A 22,205-nucleotide genomic window follows, 5' to 3' on the forward strand; every position below is an offset into this window, starting at 1 on the left:
CCGGGCTTCTTTTTTTGTGCGCCAGGGCCGCCGGAAAACTTGACCTGCCTCACACTTCCTATATGATTATCAAACTTCATATAGGAATAGCCCACGAACTCCTCCCAGTGCAGAGAGAAGACCAGCATGCCTTCCATTTCTTCCATCCGTACCCAGGACGTCCGCTTCCCGACGTCCCTGGAACTTGACGGCTCCGACGCAGTCAACGTCGACCCCGACTACTCCGCCGCGTACGTGGTCATCCGCACCGACGCGGGCGACGAAGGCCACGGTTTTGTGTTCAGCTGCGGCCGCGGCAACGAGGTCATCACCCACGCCATCGATTCCTATGCAGCCCTCCTGGTGGGCCGGGACATCGACGAGCTCATCTACGACCTTGGCAACGCCTCCAAGCGGCTCATCCACGATTCCCAGCTGCGCTGGCTCGGCCCGGAAAAGGGCGTGACCCAGATGGCGGCCGGCGCCCTGGTCAGTGCGCTCTGGGACATCCGGGCCCGGCGCGAAAACAAGCCGCTGTGGCTCCTGCTCAGCGAAATGCCCGCCGAGGAGATCGTCGACGTCGTCGACTTCACCCACATCCGGGATGCCCTCAACCCCCAGCAGGCCCTGGACATCCTGCGCGCCGGCGAGGACGGGAAGGCCGCACGGATCGCCGCCCTCAAGATGGACGGCTACCCCGCCTACACCACCTCCCCCGGCTGGCTGGGCTACAGCGACGAAAAGCTGGTCCGGCTCAGCAAGCAGGCGGCAGCGGACGGCTTCTCCATGATCAAGCTCAAAGTGGGCGGGGACATCAACGATGACCGCCGCCGCATGGCCCTGGCGCGGCAGGCCGTGGGTGAACTTCCCATCGCCATCGACGCCAACCAGCGCTGGGAGGTCTCCGAAGCCATCGAATGGGTGAACCAGCTTGCAGAGTTCAACCCGTACTGGATTGAAGAGCCCACCAGCACCGATGACATCCTGGGCCACGCGGACATCCGCAGGGGCGTGGCCCCGGTCCGCGTTGCCACCGGTGAGGCCGTTGCCAGCCGCATTGTGTTCAAGCAGCTGCTGCAGGCAGGCTCCATCGACGTCCTCCAGCTTGACTCCACCCGCGTGGCCGGCGTCAACGAGAACATCGCCAACCTGCTGCTCGCCGCCAAGTTCGGCGTCCCGGTCTGTCCGCACGCCGGCGGCGTGGGGCTCTGCGAGCTCGTCCAGCATTTCTCCTTCTTCGACTATGCGGCAATCACCGGCAGCCAGGACGGGCGCATGATCGAGTATGTGGACCACCTGCACGAGCACTTCGCCGAGCCGGTCCGGATCGTTAACGGCCGCTACGCTGCCCCGCAGCTGCCCGGCACCGGCGCCGAAATGCTCAGCGCCTCGCGGTCCCGCTGGGAATTCCCGGGCGGTGCCGGCTGGGCCGAAGTAGGCACCCGCGCCGCCGTCACCGGGGCCCGGCTCGCCCCGGCGGGAGGCGTCCGATGACCACCAGCGTGGAAGAGCTGGACGCCGTCGTCGAAGCGGCCCACGCCGCCTTCGAAAAGGCCCGGACGGCGGATCCCTTCACCCGGGCGTCATGGCTGGAGGCGGTGGCAACAGCGCTGGACGCAGACGCTGACGTGCTGGTGGCCCTCGGGGAACAGGAAACCCACCTGGCGGAGGCGCGTCTCCGCGGCGAACTGAAGCGCAGCACCTTCCAGCTCCGGCTCTTCGCGGACGAGATCCGGCGCGGCGAGCACTTCGATGCCACGATCGACCACGCGGATCCGGAATGGGGCATGGGGCCGCGGCCCGACCTGCGCCGCTACAACGTGCCGCTCGGGGTGGTGGGCGTCTTCGGCGCCTCCAACTTCCCGTTTGCCTTCAGCGTGATGGGCGGCGACAGTGCCTCGGCGCTTGCCGCCGGCTGCGCCGTGGTGCACAAGGCGCACGACGGGCACCTGCAGCTTGCCCTGCGCACCGCAGAGGTTGCGGTGGCCGCACTCGACGCCGCCGGCGCGCCGTCGGGCCTCTTTGCCCTGGTGACCGGAAGATCCGCCGCGGAGGCCCTCGTGGACCACCCCCTGACAAAGGCCATCGGCTTCACCGGCTCGACGGCGGGCGGCCGCGCCCTGTTCAACCGTGCCGCAGCGCGGCCCGAGCCCATCCCCTTCTTCGGCGAGCTCGGCGGGATCAACGCCGTCTTCGTGACGGAGAACGCCTGGGCCGCACGCCGCGACGGGATCGTCGCCGGCTACGCGGGCTCCTTCACCCTGGGCATGGGCCAGTTCTGCACCAAACCGGGCCTGCTGTTCATTCCCCGCGGGCACACCGACGCCGTCCGCGCGGCGCTGAACGAAGCGCTCAAGGATTTCATTGCCGCGCCGCTGCTCAGCGAGCGTCTGCATGAGGGGTTCGCGGGCGCCGTCGGCGGTCTCCGTGCAACGCAGGGCGTGGAGGTGCTGGTGGAGGGCGACTTTGCGGAGGCGCCGTCCCCCACCGTGCTGCACACCTCGGCGTCCGCGGTGCGCAAGGACCCGTCCATCCTCCGCCAGGAGATGTTCGGGCCGGCGAGCCTGATCGTGGAGTACGGGGACGAGTCCGAGCTCCCGGCACTAGCCGGACTCCTCGAGGGGCAGCTCACCACCACCCTGCAGGCGGAAGCGGACGACGACGTCTCCGACCTTGCCGCCCGGCTCACCGACATCAGCGGCAGGGTGCTGTGGAACGGCTGGCCCACGGGCGTCACCGTCAGCTACGCGCAGCACCACGGCGGGCCTTACCCGGCGACGTCGTCCAACACCACGTCAGTGGGGACGGCTGCCATCCGGCGTTTCCTCCGGCCCGTGGCCTTCCAGTCCTTCCCGGCGGACCGGCTGCCGGAACCGGTGCAGGATGCCAACCCCTGGCGGGTGCCGCAGCGCATCGACGGCGAGTGGCAGCGGCCGGAAGCTGCGCCGGCGACGGCGGGCGGCGGCCAGTGAACGCGCCCAGGCCCATTGGACCGTCGTCGGTCCTTCCGGAAGATGCAGCCGGCGCGCTCCTGATCGGCCGGATCTGGGACGTCGAAGCGTCCGGCCCGCGCGTCGTGGCGGTCCAGGGCGGGGACGTCTATGACCTCCAGCCCCTGGCCGAAACGGTCTCCGCACTCCTCGAACGCCCGGACCTGGTGGCAGCCGTCCGGGGCGCCATGACCGTGCCCCGATGGTCGGCGTCGGAGATCATCGAGGCGTCCCTGGCCCGCGATACAACCCGGCCGCATCTCCTGGCCCCGGTGGACCTCCAGGTCGTCAAGGCCTGCGGCGTGACGTTCGTGGACAGCATGATCGAGCGGGTGATTGAAGAGCGCTGCGGCGGCGACGCCAGCCGCGCCAGGCAGACCCGGGAGCTGGTGGCGAAGGCGCTGGGCGGCAGCATCGCCGCGGTCCGGCCTGGCTCACCCGAAGCCGACGAGGCCAAGAAGGTGCTGATCGCGGAAGGGCTGTGGTCGCAGTACCTGGAGGTGGGCATCGGGCCGGACCCCGAGGTGTTCACCAAGGCCCCGGTGCTTGCGTCGGTGGGCCTTGGCGCGCAGGTGGGGATCCCGTCGTTTTCCCACTGGAACAACCCCGAGCCGGAGCTGGTGCTGATCGCCACCTCGGCGGGTTCCGTTGTGGGCGCCACGCTCGGCAACGACGTCAACCTTCGGGACGTGGAGGGCCGCAGCGCCCTGCTCCTGGGCAAGGCGAAGGACAACAACGCCTCCTGCGCGCTGGGCCCCTTCATCCGGCTGTTCGACGGCGGCTTCACCCTGGACACGCTCCGCGAGGAGGAGATCCTGCTGCGGGTCGATGGCACGGACGGCTTCTGCCTTGAGGGCCGCAACTCGGTGGCCCGGATCAGCCGGCCGTTCGAAGAACTGGTGGCCGCGACCCGGGGGCGCCACCACCAGTACCCGGACGGCTTCGCACTGTTCACCGGCACCCTGTTCGCCCCGACGCAGGACCGCGACCAGCCGGGGCAGGGCTTCACGCACAAGATGGGCGACACGGTCACCATCCGCAGCCGGCACCTCGGAGCCCTCATCAACCAGGTGGGCCGCGCCGAGGAATTGCCGGAATGGTCCTTCGGGCTGCGGCAGCTGTTCGAGTACCTGCACCACCAGCGGGCCCTTCAGGAGTCTGCTGCCCAGGTGCGGTAGGCGGCCGGAAGCGGACGACGGCGGGAGGTTCCCGCCGTCGTTCGCTTCTTTAATCGGCGATTTGGACAGTTGCCTCTATTTCCACCGCGAAGCCCAGCGGAAGGGAGCTGACCCCGATGGCCGACCGGGCCGGCAGCCGCTCCGTGCCGAACGCTAGGGCCAGCACCTCGGTGGCGCCGTTGGCAACAAGATGGTGCTCCGTGAACCCGGGCGTGCTGTTCACAAAAATGACGGCCTTCAGGACGCGGGCCACCCGGTCCAGCCCGCCGAGGCGGTCGCGCACACTGCTGAGCAGGGAAAGCATGACGGCCCGGGCCGCCTCCTTTCCCTCCGCCGTTGTAAGGTCCGCTCCCAGCTTGCCTCGGTGGATCGGCTCTCCGTCCGCGAAGGCCCCGTGCCCGGAAACATGGAGGACATCCGCATGCCGGGTGATGAGGGCAAAGGTTCCAACCAGCGGGTGCGGTGGCGGCAGCACCAATCCAGCACCGGCGAGCTTCTGCTCAGGCGTCATGTGGTCATCCCCTAGCGTGTTCGGGCCCCGTTTCCAGACTAGCGGTCCAAGGATTCCCAGAGACCGCCGGGAACAACTGCGCCCCTTATTCCGTTGGCATCGCTACGAGTATGCCGCCTGCGTCCAGCCGGCACCCAACAGAACGGAACCACATGGTCAGGGCTATCTGGAACGGAAAAGTCATCGCCGAATCCGCGGACACCGTGGTGGTGGAGGGCAACCACTACTTCCCGCGCGATGCCGTCAACGCCGGCTACCTGCGGGACAGCGACCTCTATTCGGTCTGCCCATGGAAAGGCAGGGCCAGCTACCACACGCTGGAAGTGGACGGGAAACTGAACGTGGACGCGGCCTGGTTCTACCCGGAGCCGAAGCCGCGCGCCAAGCAGATCGAGGACCGCATCGCCTTCTGGCGGGGCGTGACCATCGAGCACTAGCAGAGCGGACGACGCCGGGAGGTTCCCGCCGTCGTCCGCTCCCTTGTGCGCCGCCCCGGTCAGTTCTTGGCGACGTCCAGCTCAATCACGGCCCAGGACAGCGCCGGAAGCGTTGCCCGGAGCTCGGAGCCGCTGGCCTTCGCTCCTTGCAGCGGCTTGAGTCCCACCTGGTCGGGGCGGTCCTGGCTGTTGGCGGTGAAACGGTCCCCGCCCTCAGGGATCTCCAGGACCTCCGCGCGGACCACCTGGCGGGCATCAAACCCGCGCAGTGAGACGTCGATGTCCGCCGCTTCCTCCAGGCCGCGGTTTGCCAGGAAGAGCGCCACGCGGCCCGTCTCCTCGTTCCACGTCGCGCTGACATCCACCAGGTCGGTGCCGCCGAAGCGCGCGTTTTCGTACTTGTCCGAGTCAACGGACAGGCGCAGGATCTGTCCCGTGGCCAGCTCGGCCATGCGGGCGAACGGGTGGAAGATGGTCTGGCGCCAGGCCGGGCCGTTTTCCTCGCTGAGGATCGGGGCGATGACGTTGACCAGCTGCGCCTGGTTGGCGATCTTGACGCGGTCGCCGTGGCGGAGCAGCGAGTTCAGCAGGGTTCCCACCACCACGGCGTCCGTCACGTTGTACTTGTCCTCGATGAGCCGGGGGTGCTCGCGCCAGCCGGCCTTGGCGACGTTGCGCAGCTGGTCCTCGGTGTCCCGGCCGCGCTGGTACCAGACGTTCCACTCGTCGAAGGACAGGTTGATGTGCTTCTTGTGCTTGCCCTTCGCCCGGACGGCGTCGGCAGTCGCGATGACTGATTCGATGAAGTAGTCCGTATCCACTGCGCTGGCCAGGAAGCTGCCGGCATCGCCGTCGTGCTCCTGGTAGTAGGCGTGGAGGGACACGTAGTCCACCTCGTCGTACGCATGCGTCAGGACAGTCTGTTCCCAGGCGCCGAAGGTGGGCATGCCCGAGTTGGAACTTCCGCAGGCCACCAGTTCGATGTCCGGGTCCACGAAGCGCATGGCCTTGGCGGCTTCCTGGGCCAAGCGGCCGTATTCCTCGGCAGTCTTGTGGCCGATCTGCCAGGGGCCGTCCATCTCGTTGCCCAGGCACCAGAGCTTGATGTTGAACGGATCCTTGTGGCCGTTCTTGGCGCGGAGGTCGGACCAGTAGCTGCCGCCGGGGTGGTTGGCGTATTCCACGATCTCGCGGGCCGCCTCCACGCCCTTGGTGCCCAGGTTGATGGCTTCCATGATTTCCGTGCCGGCCTGGCGGGACCAGTCGACGAATTCATGCAGGCCGAACGCGTTGGTCTCCACGGTGTGCCAGGCGCCGTCCAGCCGGCGCGGACGGTTCTCGCGCGGGCCGATGCCGTCCTCCCAGTTGTAACCGGAGACGAAGTTGCCGCCCGGATACCGGATGACGGTGGCCCCGAGTTCCTTGACGAGCTTGAGGACATCTTGCCGGAAGCCTTTGTCATCGGCTTCGGGGTGGCCCGGTTCGTAGATGCCGGTGTAGACGCAGCGGCCCATGTGCTCCACGAAGGAGCCAAAGAGGCGGCGGGGAACTTCGCCGATGGTGAAGTCGCGGTCGAGGGTGATCCGTGCGCGGGACATGTACAGCACTCCTTGGTCGTTGTTCAGGTCTGTTCGTAGCGTTGGTTTGCAGGCGGAAGGTAGCGGTTCAGGTTCCGGCGAGGCCCGTCGTCGCAACGCCCTTGATGATCTGGCGCTGGAAGAAAAGGAAGACGAGGATGAGCGGCAGCGCAGCGAGCAGGGCGGACGCCATGTTCTGCGCGTACTGGATGCCGTAGGCGCTCTTGATGGTCTGCAGCCCCACCGGCAGGGTGAGGAGCGCGCCGTCGTTGGTGGCGATGAAGGGCCACAGGAAGTTGTTCCAGGCGCCGATGAACACGAAGATGGCGACGGCGGCAAGGATGGGCCGGGACAGCGGCAGGACGATTTGGGTGAAGATCCGCATGCGGCTGGCGCCGTCCATCACCGCCGCTTCTTCAAGCTCGCGGGGAATCTGGTCGAAGAACTTCTTGAGCACGAACACCATCGCCGGGTGGATGACCTGCGGCAGGATGATGGCCCAGGAGGTGTCGATCATGTGCAGGGCGAGCATCTGGTAGAAAAGCGGGATGATCAGGACCGGCGGCGGGACGATGATGGAGGCGATGATCACCGTCATCAGCACCTTCTTGCCCTTGAAGTTGATCCGGGACAGTGCGTAGGCCACGAGCGCAGAGATCACCAGGGTGATGGCCGTGATGGCCGCCGAGGTGTACAGCGAGTTCCACGTCCACAGCGGGATGTTGCCGTCCTGGAACACTTTCACGAACGCTTCGGGCGTAAAGCCCGACGGCGGGACCCAGCTGATCTTCGGAGCCGCGGCATCCGTCTCGGTCTTGAAGGCGGTGGCGGTTGCCCAGGCGAAGGGGACCAGCCAAAGGACTGCGATCAGTGCGGCAACCGCGACGGCGGCGATCTTGCCGGCCGTCATTTTCTTGCGTGGCTGGCGGAGGTCCTGGCTGGTGCGTGTGCCTGACTCGGGGCGGTCGAGGGTCTGAATTGCCATGGTTATGCACTCCTGCGGCGGGTGATGACGAACTGCATGACCGAGACGAGCACTATCAGTCCGAAGAAGATGTAGGAGATGGCTGCGGAATAGCCCAGCCGGTAGCCGGTGAACCCGGTTTCAAAGATGTACTGCACCACGGGCCGGGTTGATCCTCCGGGCCCTCCGGCGGTCATCTGGTACACCTGGTCGAAGATCTTGAGCGAGGCGAGGATCTGGAGGAGCACGATCATCACGGTGGTGGGGGTCAGCTGCGGCAGGGTGATGGAGAAGAACTGGCGCCAGGCCCCGGCACCGTCGAGGGATGCTGCCTCATAATGCTGGTGCGGGATGTTCTGCATCGCCGCCAGGTAGAGCAGGAAGTTGAACCCCACCGTCCACCAGAGGGTGGCAATGACGATCGCCCACATGGCCACGTTGGGGTCGTTGAGCCAGGCGACCTTCGGGATTCCGATCTTGGACAGGGAATCGTTGATGAGGCCAAGCTGCGGGTTGTACATCCACGTGAAGAACAGTGAAACCACGGTGGACGCGAGCAGGTACGGGGCAAAGTAGGAGAGCCGCCACAGCCATTGGGCCGGCAAACCGACGTTGAGCAGTGCCGCCATCACCAGGGCCACCAGCACCAGCGGGACCGTGCTGATCACGGTGAAGTACAGGGTGTTGCCGAGTGAGCGCCACATGCCGGCGTCGGACAAGGCTTCGGCGTAGTTCGCAAAGCCGATCAGGCTGTCATTGGCTCCGGTCAGGGACTTGCCGGTGAGGCTCATGTAGACGCCGTAGAGAAGGGGCCACACAAGGAAAACGAGGAAGAAAACCAGGAAGGGCGCGGCGAACCCCCAGCCGCTGAGGTTGCTCCTGGTGAGGCTCCCGGGGCTCCGCCGGGCTGCTAGTGAAGAACTCATGAAGGACTCCTTTGTCGCTCGGTGGGTTTAGACGGGGTTGGGCCGGGAAAGCAGGTGGTTGGTGCGCTCTTCGAAGGCGTCCCAACCTGCGGCCGCCTTGTCGCGGCCAAGGAGGACGTTCTGGACGTTCTCCGCGAAGTAGGTCTGCCAGTCAGATCCCGAGCCGCTGAACCAGGCTTCGGGGTCGTAGGCGATGACGTCGGCCGCATTGGCATAGTGCGCCTGCGGCGTGAGGTCCTTGTAGGCCTGGGACTGGACCACCGGCTGGTACGCGGGAATGTGGCCCGCTTCTGCCCAGGACAGTGATCCCTTGAGGACGTCGCTGACGAACTTGTAGACGTCGCGGCGCTTCGTGTCGTCCACGTTCAGCTGCCGCGGAAGGACGAAGGAATGCGAGTCTGCGTAGGCAGCCGGGGTGCCGTAGAGCGTGGGAATGGTGGCCGCATCCACCGGCAGGCCCGCCTTCTTGAGCGTCGGCAGCTCCCAGACACCGCTGAACAGCATTCCCGAGCCGCCGCGGGCGAATTCCGCGATGCCCGTGCTGATGTCGCCGCTCTTGGCCGCGATGGTGTCGTCGAAAAGCGATGCCATGAAGTCCAGCGACTCAATGGCTGCGTCCCGGTCGACCTTCATCGGCTGGCCCGGCGTCAGGGTCATGTCCGCGCCGTGCTGTTTGTAGAGCGTGTAGAAAAGCCGCCACATCTGGGATCCGCTGCCAAGGTAGCCAAAGGACAATCCGTGGGCCTGGGTGACCTTCTGCATCTCCCTGGCCATGGCCAGGAACTCCTGCGGGGAGGCCACTTCCTGCAGTTGTCCGTTTCCGGCCAGGACTCCGGCCTTCCCGGCGACGTCCGTGTTGTAGAACATGACGAACGGATGCGAATCCAGGGCAATGGAGAACACCTTGCCGTTCTGCTGGCTCTTCTCCCAAATGCGCGGGGCGAAGTTGTCGCCCGTGACGCCGTGCTCTGCCAGCAGCGAGAGGTCCCAGGGGTCGATCAGGCCGCCGGGGGCGTAGCCCGGCACCCGGCTGGCATGCATGATCGCCAGCTCCGGCGGACGTCCGCCCGCAGAGGCCATGGCCAGTTTGGTGTAGTACGGCGGCCCCCACGCCAGCACGGTGGGATGCACCTTGAACGCAGGGTTGGCCTGGTTGGCGCCGTTGATCATCGCCTGCATCTTGATGCCGTCGCCCCCGGACAGCAAATGCCAGAACCCGATGTCCCGCACGCCGGCAGCCTGGGCGTTTCCGCCGCAGCCCGTCAGTGCGCCTGTTGCCAGGACGCTGCCCAGGGCGGCCGTTCCTGTCAGTAACTGCCGGCGGGACAACTGTTTCCCGGGCAAAAATTCAAACTGCTTCACCAATCACTCCTTTGGATGGGTCCGCTGAAAGGTTCCTACTGTTGCCTAAAGTTCCGGTTCCGGCGCGCTCCGTCCCCGGCAGATGCCTTGGGGGAAGTGACGCAGGTCTCACGTTACATCGATGTAATGGCTGCCGCAAGGAAAAACTGTTAGCGCCAACAACTTGGTGGAATGCTCTCGTTTCAGCCGCGGCTGCTGTCCCGCTCCACGATCGTGTAGTCGATGGAGACCACGCGCTGTTCCTGGCCGCGGTCCGCCATCCGCTCCGTCAGGAGGCGTAGGGCTTCGCTGGCAATGGCGCGCTTGTCGAAGGAGACAGTGGTCAAGGAAGGCACGGCGTAGCGGCCGTCGGCAATGTCATCGAAGCCCGCCACGGCAATGTCGTCCGGTATCCGCAGGCCCCTCTTCCAGAGCACGCTCAGGGCGCCGATTGCCATGGAATCGGTGAAGCAGAACAACGCTTCCGGAACAGGATGCGTGTCCAGGTAGGCCGTAAGCGCATCGGCACCCGTCTGCGGCGTCCATTTTTCGCAGGGGATCAGCAGTGACTCGTCCCGGTCAATGCCCAGGATCCCCAGGGCCTCTTCATAACCTTGCGTCCTCTGGATCGCCGCGGCGGATCCCCTGCCCTCGGTGGTTCCCAGGACGGCGATCCGGCGTCGCCCGGACGCGGCCAGGGCGAGGGTCATGTCCCGCGCGGCGCCGACACTGTCCACGTGCACGCGGTCGGCGAGCTTTTGCTTGACCTCACCGAGCAGGACCACTGGCGGCAGGGCAACGCCCACCTGCACGGCACTCTCGTCCAGCACTACGGGATTAAGGATGAGCCCGTCGATCAGGTTGGAGCGGGCGCGCACCATGAGTTCGTGTTCGCGCTGGGGATCCGAGCCGGTCTCCTCGATCTGCACGATCCAGCCCTGCTCGTGCGCCACTTCGACAATATTGTGGGCAATTTCTGCCGAGTAGGGCGTGCCCAGGTCAGGCAGGGCGAGCGCAATCACGCCGGACCTCCCGTTACGCAGCCCGCGGGCGGAGAGGTTGGGGACGTAATCCAGTTCGAGGATGGCCTGCTCCACCTTGGACCGGGTGGCCCCGCTCACCGGAACGATGCCGTTCATCACGTTCGAGACAGTCTTGGGTGAGACCCCGGCACGGCGGGCGACATCCTTGACCGTTGCGCGCAATGCTCCCCTTCCAAACTTTCCGGGCAAGAGCCGGCAGCGAGTGGCAGCCTTCCGACGGCGGGCCTGCTGACGATTTTACCGCCAGTCGGGACGGACGACGGCGGGAGGTCCCGCCGTCGTCCGCCTCCTGCGTGAGGGGTGCAGGCGGGGCTACCAGCCCGGCATTGCCGGGGGTAACGTGGCGATCAGGCTGACACCCGTTCAAGGAGGAACCCGGCATGGAAGTCGTCACTATCGAAACGCCCCAGCTTGGCGACCGCACCTACCTGGTCCACGACGGCGCGGTGGGCATCGTCATCGATCCCCAGCGGGACACCGACCGGGTGGAAAAGGCCGTCGCGGACGCCGGGGTGAGGATCACGCACGTGGCGGAAACGCACATCCACAACGACTACGTCACGGGCGGGCTGCAGCTGGCCAGTGACCACAACGCCGCCTACCTGGTCAACGCCGCGGACGACGTCCCGTACCGCCGCCAGCCGATCTCGGACGGAGACACGGTGCAGGTGGGAAGGATGGTCCTCAAGGCGGTGGCCACGCCAGGGCACACCCACCACCACCTCTCCTACATCGTCACGGACGGCGAGCGCCAGGCCGTGTTCTCCGGAGGGAGCCTGCTCTACGGCTCCGTGGGCCGCACCGACCTGGTCAGCGACGAAGACACCGTGCCGCTCACCCACCACCAATACGCCTCTGTGCGGCGCCTGGTGGACGAGGCCGGCAAGGACGCCGGGCTCTACCCCACCCATGGCTTCGGCTCCTTCTGTTCCTCAGGCCCGGCCAGCGGGGCGGAATCCTCCACCATCGGCGAGCAGCTGAAGGAAAACCATGCCCTGACGGATCCGGACGAGGACCACTTCGTCCAGGAGCTCATCCACAACCTCACGGCTTATCCGTCCTATTACGCCCATATGGCCCCGATCAACCTCGCAGGACCCACGGCGCCGGACCTGGAACTGCCCGACTCCCTGGACCAGGATGAGCTGGCGGCCCGCCTCCAGCGGGGAGAGTGGGTGGTGGACCTGCGGAACCGCATTGCCTTTGCCAACAGCCACCTCAGCGGCAGCGTCAGCTTCGAATACGGCGACGGCACCAAGTTCACCGCCTTCCTGGGCTGGGTCCTGCCCTGGGACGAACAGCTGACCCTGGTGGGTGAGCACCAGGACGTGGAGAACGCCATCCGGGACCTTTCCCGCATCGGGATCGACAACCCGGACGCGGCAATCGGCAGCGGACCCGGGGAACTCGCGCCCGGGGCACCCACCTCCTCCTACCGCAGCGTTGGCTGGCAGGAAGTGCTGCAGAGGCCCACCGACGAGCCCCTCCTGGACGTCCGCCGCACCGACGAGTTCGAAGAGTCGCACATCCGCGAGGCAACAAACATCCCGGTCCACGAGCTGCTGCGCCGCATGGACGAGGTGCCCGCCGGGCGGCTGTGGGTGCACTGCGGGTCCGGGTACCGCTCGGCGGTGGCGGCAAGCCTGCTGCAGCGCGCAGGCCGCGACGTGGTGCACATCGATGCCAAATTCCGCGACGCGAGGAAGGCCGGCCTCGCCCTGGCATGAGGGCTCCGCCGGCGTGAAACGGTGCCTGCCGTGTTAGAGGTTCGCGGCTTCTTCCTCCGCCAGCCTGATCATGCGGAGTTCGTCCTCCACGGCGCGGGACGGCCAGTAGTCCTTGGCCAGCTCACTGGCCCGGACCCTGTCCGCCTCCGGGAAGAGCTTGCCGAGCAGCCCGCCCGCCTGGAGCAGGGCGATCAGCGCTATGGTCCTGGGTTCGGGGGCCTTGGTGCCGGTCTTGGCGGACGCGGAATCCTGTACCTGGGCCCCGGCGGTGCCGGCATCGGTGGCCGTTGCGTCGGCGGCCCCTGTGTCAGGCGGCTCGAGGTTGGACGGCGCACCGCTGAGTGCCGCATCGATCTTTTTCAGGAGCGCGGCCTCCGGAGCATGGTCCTTTTCCGGGTAGCGCACGGCGCGGAAAAGGCCCAGGTGCCTTTCGCCGACGTGTTCCACGATGCCCAGGGAGGCCATCCCCTCGTAGACGCGCTGCACTTCGGCGCGGCTCTCAAGCGCCGAGACCCACCATCGTGGAGTGTGCGGCCGTGACTTGCCGCGGAGGAGCTCCAGCTCGTGCTGCAGATGGGTGTCCGGAGCAGTGCCGGCAACCCTGACGTGCTTGCCCTGCAGCTCGATAGCACCGAGCAGGTCCAGCTCGGCCAGCACAGCACCTGCCAGCGTGGTCCGCAGTGCGAAGACCGGAATTTCGGGTTTTCCGGTGGTGTCATTTGTGGCCAGCAGCAGGAACGCCTGGGGAAGGCTCAGTTCCATCGCTTTCGGTGTTTCAGCGTCCATAGCACCATGGTGCGCCTGCCTGGCAGCGGCTACTACGGCCGAAGTACCTAGTTTCCCGGCGGATCGGCAGGCATAAGCTGATACCGTAACGTCTCTTCCAGCGCCGGTGAGGTCGCCGTGGACACCGAAACTGCCGAAGTGGTTGACCATGATGTCACCACAATCACCTGCGTGTGCGGCAACACCGTCAGCAAGGACGGATTGATACAGGCCAACTCACGCGGCGTCCCCGTGCATTCAGGAGAACCCCCTGTCCCGCCGGAATTGGTTGAATGGCCCGCCGATGAGGACCTCTACACGCTCTGTCCCTCCTGCGGCCGCGTCTACCGTGACGCAGTCATCGAAGAGACAGGGACTGCGCCCGTTGCCTTCCGGGTCGATGTCAAGGACGGTCCCATTGCCGAGGCCATCCGGGTCCACTGGAACCTCTCCTCCTGAACCACGGGCAGAAGGAAACGGACGACGGCGGGACGTCCCGCCGTCGTCCGCTTGCGTGTCGCATCCGGAGGGGTCGCCGGTGGGCGGCGTTGCTGGCACACTGGCCCCATGAACGAGGCACTCTCCCCCTCCCGCAGGCCTGGCATCCGGGCAGCGATGTTTGTGGATTTCGACAACGTCTTTACCGGCCTGCAGGCACTCGATCCGCTGGCGGCGAAGCGGTTCGCCGAAGACCCGAAGCATTGGGCTGACGCATTGTCAGCCGGCGGTTCCGGGGAGGGGCCCCGCCGCTTCCTGATCCGCAACTGCTACCTGAACCCGATGGTGTACTCGAAGTACCGGACATATTGGACCCGGGCCGGTTTCCGCGTGATCGACTGCCCGTCGCTCACGCAGCGGGGGAAAAGCAGCACGGACATCAACCTGGTGCTCGATGCCATGGACGCGCTCTCCGGAAGCGGCGGCATCGAAGAGTTCTTCATCGCCTCGGCCGACGCCGACTTCACGTCCCTGATCCAGCGGTTCCGTGCGGCTGACCGGATGACGACGGTCATCGCCGCCGGCGCGGTGGCGTTCGCTTACCGGGAGATGGCGGACCACGTTGTGGAGTCCCACGATTTCGTTGCGATCCTCAACGGAACGACGGTTGAGCCCATTCATGCGATGGCGTCTGTGAAGCAACCGCAGGTTCCTCCCGCAGCCAAGGCCAAGACGAAAGTAAGCTCGCCGGCAATCCGTGAGGTCCTGGAGTTCGTGCGCTCCGCGCCGGGACCGGTTGTCGGCGCGATGGTGGCCCACCGGGCGCTCACGGCAGACCCTTCCCTGAAGACGGACTGGGGCGGCTTCGGAAAGTTCGGGACCTGGGTCTCGCAGATCGGCAAGGACGTAGAGTATTCGGCAGCCCAGGGCGGCTGGGTCTGGGACGGGAAACGGTTCTCGGTCGAGGATCTTCCCGTGCCGGCGGAGCAGCAGCCGGGCGTCGAAGAGCAGGTCACCCGCGTGACGGATGTGCCGGCTCTTTCAGCGTCCCAGTTCCGGCAGATTTTCCAGTCCTTGGCGGCCCGGCTTCGTGAACATCCGGTCAACCGCACCGAGCTGAGCCGCCAGGTGCGGGACGACTGCGTTAGTGCCGGCCAGCCGGTCTCACGCAACGCGGTCAGTTTCGTCCTGCAGGGCCTCGCGTACGCCAACTTCCAGCTCAGCGACCAGGCGACGGCCGCGGAACTGGCAGCAGCGTGGACGGCGAATGTGGAAGAACTCTGCCGGGTGGCGCTGCTGGAGTTCGATGCCGCTGAAAAGCTGGCGGTGCGCCGGTGGGCCAGCGGCGGGCTGCTGGATGCCTAGACGTGCTGGTCGAAAAGCACCGGGTTGCCGTCCGGATCCAGCACCATAAAGCTCGCCGGGCCCTTGGTTCCCTCGTCCGCTTCGGAGACGAACTCCAGGCCTTTGGCCTTCAGTTGCCGCTGGATATCACGCACGTCGGTGAACGGGTCCACCGCCTCGGCGTCCTGGTTCCAGCCCGGGTTGAACGTGAGCATGTTCTTCTCGAACATGCCCTGGAAGAGGCCGATGACCGTGTCACCATTTTTCAGGATCAGCCAGTTCTGCGTGATGTCGCCGCCGAACCTGCTGAAGCCGAGTTTCTCGTAGAAGGCAGCGGAGGCCGCAATGTCCTTGACCGCCAGGCTGACCGAAAAAGCGCCGAGCTGCATGTCCTACTCCACTCTCCATAAGGGACGGAACTACCGAGTGCTGCCGGCTGCTGTCCGGCACAGCAGGAACAGACTACAAGCAGAACGCCCCTTCCAACATGGGGAGATCCATCCAGGCGCATTGAACCCCAGCACGTAGGCGCCCGCCGTCACGGCCACTGCCTCCGGCAGCTATTATGCTGAGCGGACCATCCTGAGGATGGGTTGGGGGCACAGGGGGCGCCGGTGGTATCAGGTTTTGGCAAAAGGGATTCTTCGGACGTGCCTGGCAACGGGCTGAATATCGTCCGCCGTTCGCCGAGCGGGCGCATCCCGCAGTGGGCCATAGATGAGGCGCTCGGGAAGCTGCAGGATCCTGAACCTTGGCGCGCCGCTCCCACCCCGGTTGCATCAAAGAGGCGGAGCTACCGCGGGACAAGGCCCGGGCGCACCCTGAGGTGGACATCGGTGTCAGCCACCGTCCTGGGCCTGGCGCTCGTTGCGGGGCTCTACTTCACGCCCACTTTGTTCGACCGGTTCGTCCTGCCAGCAGCCCTGCCCCACCTGCCCGGCGCCGATGTCCCTCCCCCGGGGTTTGAGGCGGCCTCGTCTCCCCTCGGCGTTCCGGCCGCCACGACAGGTTCCACCGCGTACGTTCTCCAGGAGCCACCCGACCCGGACCAGCAGTTTGTTGCCTACGACCCGTGCCGTCCGATCCATTACGTGGTGCGGCCGGACCTTGCGCCGCCGGGCACGGACCAGCTTATCCAGCAGTCCGTCGCTGCCGTGTCCGCGGCCACGGGCCTGCAGTTTGTGTATGACGGACCTACCACGGAGGCCCCGTCGACGGACCGGGCGGCGTACCAGCCTGACCGTTACGGCAGGAAGTGGGCGCCCATCCTGATTGCGTGGTCCACACCGGAGGAGGCACCGGACCTTGCCGGAAGGGTTGCGGGAACCGGTGGAAGCTCCTCGCTCCAGGTAACAGGCGAGCCGTACGTGTACGTCACCGGCCAGGTCCAGCTTGACGCGCCGGCACTGGCTGAAACGCTGGCTTTCCCCGACGGGCCCGCTTTGGTCAGGGCGGTCATCATGCACGAACTGGCGCATGTGGTGGGGCTCGACCATGTGGACGACCCCACCCAGCTCATGTATGCGGAGAACAGCGGGCGAGTGGACTTCGGGGAAGGGGACCGTGCCGGCCTTGCGCTGCTGGGCAGGGGGAAGTGCGTCCCGCGGATCTGAAGCCAGCTAAAGGGGGCCTGCCGTTACCTGTTTCAGCAGACACTCCCTAACGCGCCCGATACGCCGTTGACTGGAGGAAGGCCGCGCACAAGCGTGCCGGCACGGACTGCCAGGGGCAAAGGAGTCATCATGCATACACGAACACTCGGACAGGGACTGCAGGTTTCGGCGATCGGCCTCGGCTGCATGGGCATGTCGCAGGGCTACGGCCCCAACCCCGGCGACCGCCAGGCGATGATCGGGGTGATCCGTGACGCGGTCGGCCTGGGAGTCACCTTCTTTGACACCGCCGAGGTGTACGGCCCCTACGTCAACGAGGAAATCGTCGGGGAAGCACTCGCGCCGGTGCGGGACGAAGTAGTGATCGCAACGAAGTTCGGGTGGCGGATCGAGGGCGGCAAATCCGTGGGGCTGGACAGCTCACCCGAGCAGATCAAACGCGTCGCGGACGAGTCCCTGCGCCGGCTGCGCGTGGACACGCTTGACCTGTTCTACCAGCACCGCGTGGACCCCAATGTGCCCATTGAAGAGGTGGCCGGCGCCGTGGGCGAGCTCGTCCAGGCCGGCAAGGTCCGCCACTTCGGGCTCTCCGAGGCCTCGGCCGCGACCATCCGCGCCGCCCACGCCGTCTTTCCGGTGACGGCCGTCCAGAGCGAGTACTCCCTGTGGACCCGGGATCCGGAGCCGGAAGTGCTGCCCGCCCTGGCCGAACTTGGGATCGGGTTCGTGCCCTTCAGCCCGCTCGGCAAGGGCTTCCTCACCGGGACTGTGGATACGTCCACGCAGTTCGCGGAAGGCGACGTCCGCGGCACCATCCCCCGTTTCACCCCGGAGAACCGCGCCGCCAACCAGGCGCTGGTGAAGCATGTCGCGGAACTCGCTGCCGCCAAGAACGCCACCCCCGGACAGATCGCGCTGGCATGGCTGCTGGCACAGCATCCCTGGATCGTGCCCATCCCCGGCACACGCCGCCGGGAGCGCCTCGAGGAGAACACCGGAGCGACAGCCGTTGCGCTGTCCGCCGATGATGTGGCGGACCTGAACGCCGTCGCCAGTCGGATCGGGGTGCAGGGCAACCGCTACAACGATACGCACATGCGCTACGTCGGGCGGTGAGCGGCTGCCAGCGGCAAGCGGACGACGGCATGGCGGCAGTCGGCATCAGTGAACCGGAGCTTACGCCCGGCGTGCGGCCACACTGATGCTGGCCACGCCGTATTTGCCGGTGGCCTTCACCGCCCGGCTGGAGAGGAACCGGTAGGCCCCGTTGGGGCGGACGGTGTCCACCGTGAACCCGGCCGACTCGATCGCCGCCAGGAAACTGTCCTGCTGCATGGCTCCGCCAATGCACGCGGCCCACAAGGACGCGTCGCACGTGACATTTTCGGGGAGCGGCACCGCAGAAACGATGTCCGCAACCACCAGGCGGCCTCCGGGTTTCAGTGCTCGAGCGGCTGCGTCCAACACGCGCGCTTTCTCCGGAACCAGGTTGATGACACCGTTGGAGATGATGCAGTCCAGCGAGCCCGGCGGGACGTCGGGGGCCTCGACGCGGCCCTGCCGGAATTCCGTGTTGGCAAAGTCCGCGCCCAGGTGGCGGGCTTTCTCCACCTGCGCAGGTGTCATGTCGACGCCGATCACCGCGCCGGTGTCTCCTACCGCGAGCGCGGCGAGGAAGCTGTCCATGCCCGAGCCACTTCCAAGGTCCAAAACTGATTCGCCGGGCTGCAGGGCTGCCAGGTCGTGGAAGTAGCCCACGCCGGCAAAAGACTCGATGGCAGGAGCGGGAATGCGGTCCAGGTCCAGGGTGGGGTAGCCCAGGCGTTCGGCGAGTGCCCGTCCGGTTTCGAAATGGAATTCCTGGTGCGGGTGATTTGCGACCAGCTCATACATGGAGCGGACACGGTCCTCGAGATCGGCGGTATCGAGCTGTCCCGGAGTGGTTTCCATGGATCTTCCTGCCCTTAATTTCACGGACTTGAAAGCGGTGGGATGAGTCTCCTCGCCTGCAATTTGAACGTCAAGAGGGCGTAGGCGCCACCGACGCGGACAAACGGCGGGAGGTCCCGCCGTCGTCCGCTTTCCGTTTGCGAGGCGCCGCTTCCTCAGCCGGCCCCGCCCGGCACTTCTAGAGTTGCCCGGTGGGGCCGGTGTCCCCGACTTCGCCGCGCCAGCCGCCGGTTTCGGTACCGCGCGACTCGATGAAGTCCTTGAACTTACGCATGTCAGATTTCACCTGCATCTGGTCCATCTTCAATGCCGCACCTGCTTTTTCAGTGAGGGTTTCCGGAGCCCATTCGAAATGGACCCTGACCTTCGTGTGGTTGGCGTCCAGGGGCGTAAACCTGATGATGCCGGCATGGGACTTGCCGTCGATGCTGCGCCAGGCGATTCGGTCGTCAGGCTCCTGGTCGACTATTTCAGTATCGAATTCCCGCTGCACACCGCCCACCTTGGTAACCCAATGGTTGGTGGTGTCAGTCAGCTGGGTCACGGATTCGACACCGGACATGAACTGCGGAAAGGATTCGAACTGGGTCCACTGGTTGTACGCGGTCCGCAGCGGCACTGCTACTTCAACGGTCTCTTCAACGTGTTCCATTGCTTCCTCCTCATGAGGGACGGCCGCAACAGCGGACCGGCAGAGTTTGCCATCCTGCCAGTCAGGCAGCCGCCACTTTTGCACGATAAGTCCGGCGGGCACCGGTGTCCAGACCCTCAGGATCGCGGACGACGGCGTGAGTCTCCTGCCGTCGTCGGCTTCCGTCTGGTGGGCGCGGGCGATGGCGGGCTGCTGCCCTACTTAACGTTGCTTAAGGCTTTAAGGGCTCATAAGGTGACGTTGTTCACACAAACCCGCTGCTGTCCAAGGAGGTGCCAGAAGTGGAGCTTTCGCTGTCCGAGCCAAGACAGGGCCGGTTCGTTTCTGCAGCCTCCGTGGCCCGCGCCGCGGGTGTCTCCGCTGCCACCGTCTCGTATGTGCTCAATGGAAAAACGGGCGTTTCTCCGGAAACGCGCCGCCATGTCATATCCGTGGCAAACGAACTCGGCTTCCGGCCCCGGAGTTCGGGCCCCGGCCTCGATCCGCAGCGCACTCGCGTCATCGGGCTCGTCCTGCCCAACATCGTCAACCCGATGTATACGCGGTGGGCGCAGGGGGTCATAACTGCAGCCGCGGAAGCTGGATATGAAGTATTTACTGCCACCACGCAGGACGATGCGGACATCATGAGCCAGATTACGTCCACGTTGGCTACCCGGAATGTGGACGGCGTCATTATTGCGGCGGCGTTCAGGAAGGACGCCACCGCGCTGCGCACTTTGAGGGCAGCAAAGATACCTTTTGTCTATCTGTCCCGCAGGTCCACCTACCTGGAAGGGGATTTTGTTGGGATCGACGACATCGCTGCCGGGTCGCTGATCATGGAGCACGTCATCTCGCATGGGTATAAGGACGTTGCCACCGTCATTGGTCCCCGTCTTTCAAGCGCGTCGCTGGCCCGCGAGCAGGGCTTCATCCGAACAGCGGCGGAGGCAGGCATCACCATCAGAGGCGGCTGGAAGATCAGCACCCACCTCAACAACACCGGCGGACGCGTCGCTGCGGCGAGACTATTTGCCTCGGGACAAAAACCGCGTGCTGTGGTGTGCGGCAGCGATGAGATTGCCATCGGGGTCATGGAATATGCCCTCTCCCGGGGACTCCGCATCCCGGAGGACGTCGCAGTCACAGGTTCCGACGGTCTCCCCCACAGCATTTCGGGGCTGATCAACCTCACCACCATCATCCAACCCCAGCAGGAAATGGCGAACGAGGCCTTTGCCATCCTCCTGAAGCGGATGGAAAAGCCCTCCACCCTCTACCAATCGCTGACGTGTGCACACCAACTGCACATCGGCAGAACCTGCGGCTGCAATCCCGCCGCTGTCCTCTGACCTTCCCCCTAAATTACCCGTCGATAGCAGCAAACGTTCGGTGGCAATGACGCCGTGTGCCTTTTTGCTGCCCGATCCACCTAAGGAAAAAACATGCCCTTTCCCGGACAAACGGCGATGCGATCGCCAAAAGAAGTCAGCACTCTCATTCTGCGCAAGCTCATGCCCTTGCTCATCATTTCGTACATCATGAGCTTCCTGGACCGGACAAATATCGGCATTGCCAAAGGCAGGCTGGAAATCGACCTCGGTATTTCGGCGACCGCCTATGGCATCGGCGCAGGCCTCTTCTTCCTGACCTATGCACTCTCCGAAATCCCGTCGAACCTCATCATGCACAGGGTCGGCGCCCGTTTTTGGATTACCCGGATCATGGTTTCGTGGGGCCTGATATCCGCCGCCATGATGTTCGTTACAAACGAGTGGTCCTTCTACATCATGCGTATGCTCCTCGGCGTCGCCGAAGCCGGCCTGTTCCCGGGGATCATGTATTTCCTCACGCAGTGGTTTGTGCGGAAGGAGCGTGCGAAGGCGAATGGCCTCTTTCTCCTGGGCGTCTCCTTTGCGAACATCATCGGTGCCCCGCTTGGTGGTGCGCTGCTGAATATGGAAGGAATTGGGGGCCTGCACGGGTGGCAGTGGATGTTCCTGATCGAAGGCCTCCCGGCGTGTTTCCTTGCCATCATCGTCTGGAAGATGCTGCCGGACCGTCCCACGAAGGCCAAATTCCTTAGTTATGAAGAAGCCGCAGATCTTGAGGCAAGGATCGCCGCGGAAGACGCCGAAGGCTCGGCAGCGTCCGGCACCCATAAGCTGTCCGGAGTCTGGAAAGACAAGCAGATTCTCCTGGTGGTGGGCATCTACCTCAGCGAGCAAATCGCCGTATACGCACTTTCCTTCTTCCTGCCGTCCATTATCGGCACCTATGGCGATCTGTCCTCATTCGAAATCGGCCTGCTGACTGCCATTCCATGGATCTTTGCCGCCCTCGGCTCCTATTTCGTTCCGCGCTTCGCCAACACAGGATCCAAGGCCCAAAAGCTCGTGAGCACCACGATGATCGGCATTTGTGTGGGCTTCACCCTGGGGGCCATCTCCGGCCCGGTTGTGGGCCTTATCGGGTTCTGCCTCGGCGCCTTCTGTTTCTTCGCCATGCAGCCCATTCTCTTCACGTTCCCGGCCAGCCGTCTCAGCGGTTCCACCCTGGCTGGCGGTATCGCCTTCGTCAACACCATCGGCCTCTTTGGCGGATTCCTCGGCCCGTACGTCATGGGCTACATGCAGGATGCCACCGGGAGCAAGCTGGCTGGCCTCTGGTTCGTCGTCGCCGTCAGTGCCGTTGGCGCCTTCCTGTCGTTCTTCCTGAAATACGGCGAACTCGACAAGGAAGCCTCCGACTCCGATGCCGTTGCGGTCTCGGCTCGGTAACCGCATCA

At 65.4% G+C, this 22,205-nt stretch carries 21 protein-coding genes; 11 read left to right on the plus strand and 10 right to left on the minus strand.

What is annotated here, in order from left to right; all coding sequences use genetic code 11:
- Window positions 1-126: 126 nt before the first annotated feature.
- Genes ACQ3DC_RS04835 through ACQ3DC_RS04845 form a run of 3 tightly spaced genes read left to right on the plus strand, consistent with a single transcriptional unit; the run spans window position 127 to window position 4,147 of the window.
- Entirely contained in the window at window positions 127-1,473 is a 1,347-nt protein-coding gene (locus ACQ3DC_RS04835; RefSeq protein ID WP_430751685.1) for an enolase C-terminal domain-like protein, read from the plus strand.
- Window positions 1,470-2,951 carry an aldehyde dehydrogenase (NADP(+)) gene (locus tag ACQ3DC_RS04840; RefSeq protein WP_430751686.1) on the plus strand — a complete coding sequence of 494 codons (1,482 nt, stop codon included), beginning with the start codon at window positions 1,470-1,472 and terminating at the stop codon, window positions 2,949-2,951. The genes ACQ3DC_RS04835 and ACQ3DC_RS04840 overlap by 4 nt, the downstream gene beginning before the upstream one ends.
- A complete protein-coding gene (locus ACQ3DC_RS04845; RefSeq protein ID WP_430751687.1) occupies window positions 2,948-4,147 on the plus strand; it encodes a fumarylacetoacetate hydrolase family protein in 1,200 nt (399 codons plus the stop codon). The genes ACQ3DC_RS04840 and ACQ3DC_RS04845 overlap by 4 nt, the downstream gene beginning before the upstream one ends.
- A gap of 49 nt (window positions 4,148-4,196) precedes the next feature.
- Here ACQ3DC_RS04845 and ACQ3DC_RS04850 read toward each other — a convergent pair whose 3' ends face one another.
- Entirely contained in the window at window positions 4,197-4,658 is a 462-nt protein-coding gene (locus ACQ3DC_RS04850; RefSeq protein WP_430751688.1) for a RidA family protein, read from the minus strand.
- 152 nt (window positions 4,659-4,810) lie between these two features.
- Here ACQ3DC_RS04850 and ACQ3DC_RS04855 point away from each other — a divergent pair, with 152 nt between their 5' ends.
- Window positions 4,811-5,095: a DUF427 domain-containing protein gene (locus ACQ3DC_RS04855; protein WP_157240896.1), complete on the plus strand. Its 285-nt coding sequence runs from the start codon at window positions 4,811-4,813 to the stop codon at window positions 5,093-5,095.
- A gap of 59 nt (window positions 5,096-5,154) precedes the next feature.
- On the opposite strand, the gene ACQ3DC_RS04860 is transcribed toward ACQ3DC_RS04855, so the two are convergent.
- The 5 genes from ACQ3DC_RS04860 to ACQ3DC_RS04880 all read right to left on the minus strand — a co-directional run bounded on the left by ACQ3DC_RS04860 (window position 5,155) and on the right by ACQ3DC_RS04880 (window position 11,108).
- Complete coding sequence (locus tag ACQ3DC_RS04860) at window positions 5,155-6,693, minus strand: alpha-N-arabinofuranosidase (protein WP_321214474.1); 1,539 nt, start codon at window positions 6,691-6,693, stop codon at window positions 5,155-5,157.
- A 67-nt stretch (window positions 6,694-6,760) separates the two neighbouring features.
- Complete coding sequence (locus tag ACQ3DC_RS04865; RefSeq protein WP_430751689.1) at window positions 6,761-7,657, minus strand: carbohydrate ABC transporter permease; 897 nt, start codon at window positions 7,655-7,657, stop codon at window positions 6,761-6,763.
- Window positions 7,658-7,659: 2 nt separating this feature from the next.
- Complete coding sequence (locus ACQ3DC_RS04870) at window positions 7,660-8,562, minus strand: carbohydrate ABC transporter permease (RefSeq protein ID WP_157240890.1); 903 nt, start codon at window positions 8,560-8,562, stop codon at window positions 7,660-7,662.
- A 27-nt stretch (window positions 8,563-8,589) separates the two neighbouring features.
- Window positions 8,590-9,924 (minus strand): extracellular solute-binding protein, encoded by a 1,335-nt coding sequence (locus ACQ3DC_RS04875; RefSeq protein ID WP_321214476.1) that lies wholly within the window; start codon window positions 9,922-9,924, stop codon window positions 8,590-8,592.
- 182 nt (window positions 9,925-10,106) lie between these two features.
- Entirely contained in the window at window positions 10,107-11,108 is a 1,002-nt protein-coding gene (locus ACQ3DC_RS04880) for a LacI family DNA-binding transcriptional regulator (protein WP_430751690.1), read from the minus strand.
- A 218-nt stretch (window positions 11,109-11,326) separates the two neighbouring features.
- Here ACQ3DC_RS04880 and ACQ3DC_RS04885 point away from each other — a divergent pair, with 218 nt between their 5' ends.
- A complete protein-coding gene (locus ACQ3DC_RS04885; protein WP_430751691.1) occupies window positions 11,327-12,673 on the plus strand; it encodes an MBL fold metallo-hydrolase in 1,347 nt (448 codons plus the stop codon).
- A gap of 33 nt (window positions 12,674-12,706) precedes the next feature.
- On the opposite strand, the gene ACQ3DC_RS04890 is transcribed toward ACQ3DC_RS04885, so the two are convergent.
- On the minus strand, window positions 12,707-13,459 hold the full coding sequence (locus ACQ3DC_RS04890) for a GOLPH3/VPS74 family protein (protein WP_430751692.1): 753 nt from the start codon (window positions 13,457-13,459) through the stop codon (window positions 12,707-12,709).
- 117 nt (window positions 13,460-13,576) lie between these two features.
- Between ACQ3DC_RS04890 and ACQ3DC_RS04895 the strand changes: the two genes are divergently transcribed.
- Window positions 13,577-13,897 (plus strand): hypothetical protein, encoded by a 321-nt coding sequence (locus tag ACQ3DC_RS04895; protein WP_430751693.1) that lies wholly within the window; start codon window positions 13,577-13,579, stop codon window positions 13,895-13,897.
- 108 nt (window positions 13,898-14,005) lie between these two features.
- A complete protein-coding gene (locus ACQ3DC_RS04900) occupies window positions 14,006-15,241 on the plus strand; it encodes an NYN domain-containing protein (protein WP_157240878.1) in 1,236 nt (411 codons plus the stop codon).
- Here ACQ3DC_RS04900 and ACQ3DC_RS04905 read toward each other — a convergent pair.
- Entirely contained in the window at window positions 15,238-15,609 is a 372-nt protein-coding gene (locus tag ACQ3DC_RS04905; protein ID WP_321214481.1) for a VOC family protein, read from the minus strand. The genes ACQ3DC_RS04900 and ACQ3DC_RS04905 overlap by 4 nt on opposite strands.
- 447 nt (window positions 15,610-16,056) lie before the next feature.
- Here ACQ3DC_RS04905 and ACQ3DC_RS04910 point away from each other — a divergent pair, with 447 nt between their 5' ends.
- The gene (locus ACQ3DC_RS04910) at window positions 16,057-16,833 is read left to right on the plus strand and encodes a peptidase (RefSeq protein ID WP_370460574.1); all 777 of its coding nucleotides are present in this window, start codon (window positions 16,057-16,059) and stop codon (window positions 16,831-16,833) included.
- A 129-nt stretch (window positions 16,834-16,962) separates the two neighbouring features.
- Window positions 16,963-17,949, plus strand: a complete 987-nt coding sequence (locus ACQ3DC_RS04915) for an aldo/keto reductase (RefSeq protein ID WP_430751694.1) — start codon at window positions 16,963-16,965, stop codon at window positions 17,947-17,949.
- Between the two features lie 60 nt (window positions 17,950-18,009).
- Here ACQ3DC_RS04915 and ACQ3DC_RS04920 read toward each other — a convergent pair whose 3' ends face one another.
- Together ACQ3DC_RS04920 and ACQ3DC_RS04925 are read right to left on the minus strand one after the other, a co-directional pair.
- The gene (locus ACQ3DC_RS04920) at window positions 18,010-18,783 is read right to left on the minus strand and encodes a methyltransferase domain-containing protein (RefSeq protein WP_430751695.1); all 774 of its coding nucleotides are present in this window, start codon (window positions 18,781-18,783) and stop codon (window positions 18,010-18,012) included.
- A gap of 178 nt (window positions 18,784-18,961) precedes the next feature.
- Window positions 18,962-19,435 (minus strand): SRPBCC family protein, encoded by a 474-nt coding sequence (locus ACQ3DC_RS04925; protein WP_430751696.1) that lies wholly within the window; start codon window positions 19,433-19,435, stop codon window positions 18,962-18,964.
- Window positions 19,436-19,716: 281 nt separating this feature from the next.
- Here ACQ3DC_RS04925 and ACQ3DC_RS04930 point away from each other — a divergent pair, with 281 nt between their 5' ends.
- Together ACQ3DC_RS04930 and ACQ3DC_RS04935 are read left to right on the plus strand one after the other, a co-directional pair.
- Window positions 19,717-20,769 carry a LacI family DNA-binding transcriptional regulator gene (locus tag ACQ3DC_RS04930; RefSeq protein ID WP_430751697.1) on the plus strand — a complete coding sequence of 351 codons (1,053 nt, stop codon included), beginning with the start codon at window positions 19,717-19,719 and terminating at the stop codon, window positions 20,767-20,769.
- 162 nt (window positions 20,770-20,931) lie between these two features.
- Window positions 20,932-22,197: an MFS transporter gene (locus ACQ3DC_RS04935; RefSeq protein WP_430751818.1), complete on the plus strand. Its 1,266-nt coding sequence runs from the start codon at window positions 20,932-20,934 to the stop codon at window positions 22,195-22,197.
- Window positions 22,198-22,205: the final 8 nt, after the last annotated feature.

Source organism: Paenarthrobacter sp. NEAU-H11 (assembly GCF_050573415.1).
GTDB lineage: Bacteria > Actinomycetota > Actinomycetes > Actinomycetales > Micrococcaceae > Arthrobacter.

Excerpts from the sequence above, each read along its gene's own strand:
- ACQ3DC_RS04835 (WP_430751685.1), top strand. The coding sequence starts at position 127 with ATGCCTTCCATTTCTTCCATCCGTACCCAGGACGTCCGCTTCCCGACG.
- ACQ3DC_RS04840 (WP_430751686.1), top strand. The coding sequence starts at position 1,470 with ATGACCACCAGCGTGGAAGAGCTGGACGCCGTCGTCGAAGCGGCCCAC.
- ACQ3DC_RS04850 (WP_430751688.1), bottom strand. The coding sequence starts at position 4,658 with ATGACGCCTGAGCAGAAGCTCGCCGGTGCTGGATTGGTGCTGCCGCCA.
- ACQ3DC_RS04855 (WP_157240896.1), top strand. The coding sequence starts at position 4,811 with ATGGTCAGGGCTATCTGGAACGGAAAAGTCATCGCCGAATCCGCGGAC.
- ACQ3DC_RS04860 (WP_321214474.1), bottom strand. The coding sequence starts at position 6,693 with ATGTCCCGCGCACGGATCACCCTCGACCGCGACTTCACCATCGGCGAA.
- ACQ3DC_RS04865 (WP_430751689.1), bottom strand. The coding sequence starts at position 7,657 with ATGGCAATTCAGACCCTCGACCGCCCCGAGTCAGGCACACGCACCAGC.
- ACQ3DC_RS04870 (WP_157240890.1), bottom strand. The coding sequence starts at position 8,562 with ATGAGTTCTTCACTAGCAGCCCGGCGGAGCCCCGGGAGCCTCACCAGG.
- ACQ3DC_RS04885 (WP_430751691.1), top strand. The coding sequence starts at position 11,327 with ATGGAAGTCGTCACTATCGAAACGCCCCAGCTTGGCGACCGCACCTAC.
- ACQ3DC_RS04890 (WP_430751692.1), bottom strand. The coding sequence starts at position 13,459 with ATGGACGCTGAAACACCGAAAGCGATGGAACTGAGCCTTCCCCAGGCG.
- ACQ3DC_RS04900 (WP_157240878.1), top strand. The coding sequence starts at position 14,006 with ATGAACGAGGCACTCTCCCCCTCCCGCAGGCCTGGCATCCGGGCAGCG.
- ACQ3DC_RS04905 (WP_321214481.1), bottom strand. The coding sequence starts at position 15,609 with ATGCAGCTCGGCGCTTTTTCGGTCAGCCTGGCGGTCAAGGACATTGCG.
- ACQ3DC_RS04915 (WP_430751694.1), top strand. The coding sequence starts at position 16,963 with ATGCATACACGAACACTCGGACAGGGACTGCAGGTTTCGGCGATCGGC.
- ACQ3DC_RS04920 (WP_430751695.1), bottom strand. The coding sequence starts at position 18,783 with ATGGAAACCACTCCGGGACAGCTCGATACCGCCGATCTCGAGGACCGT.
- ACQ3DC_RS04925 (WP_430751696.1), bottom strand. The coding sequence starts at position 19,435 with ATGGAACACGTTGAAGAGACCGTTGAAGTAGCAGTGCCGCTGCGGACC.
- ACQ3DC_RS04935 (WP_430751818.1), top strand. The coding sequence starts at position 20,932 with ATGCCCTTGCTCATCATTTCGTACATCATGAGCTTCCTGGACCGGACA.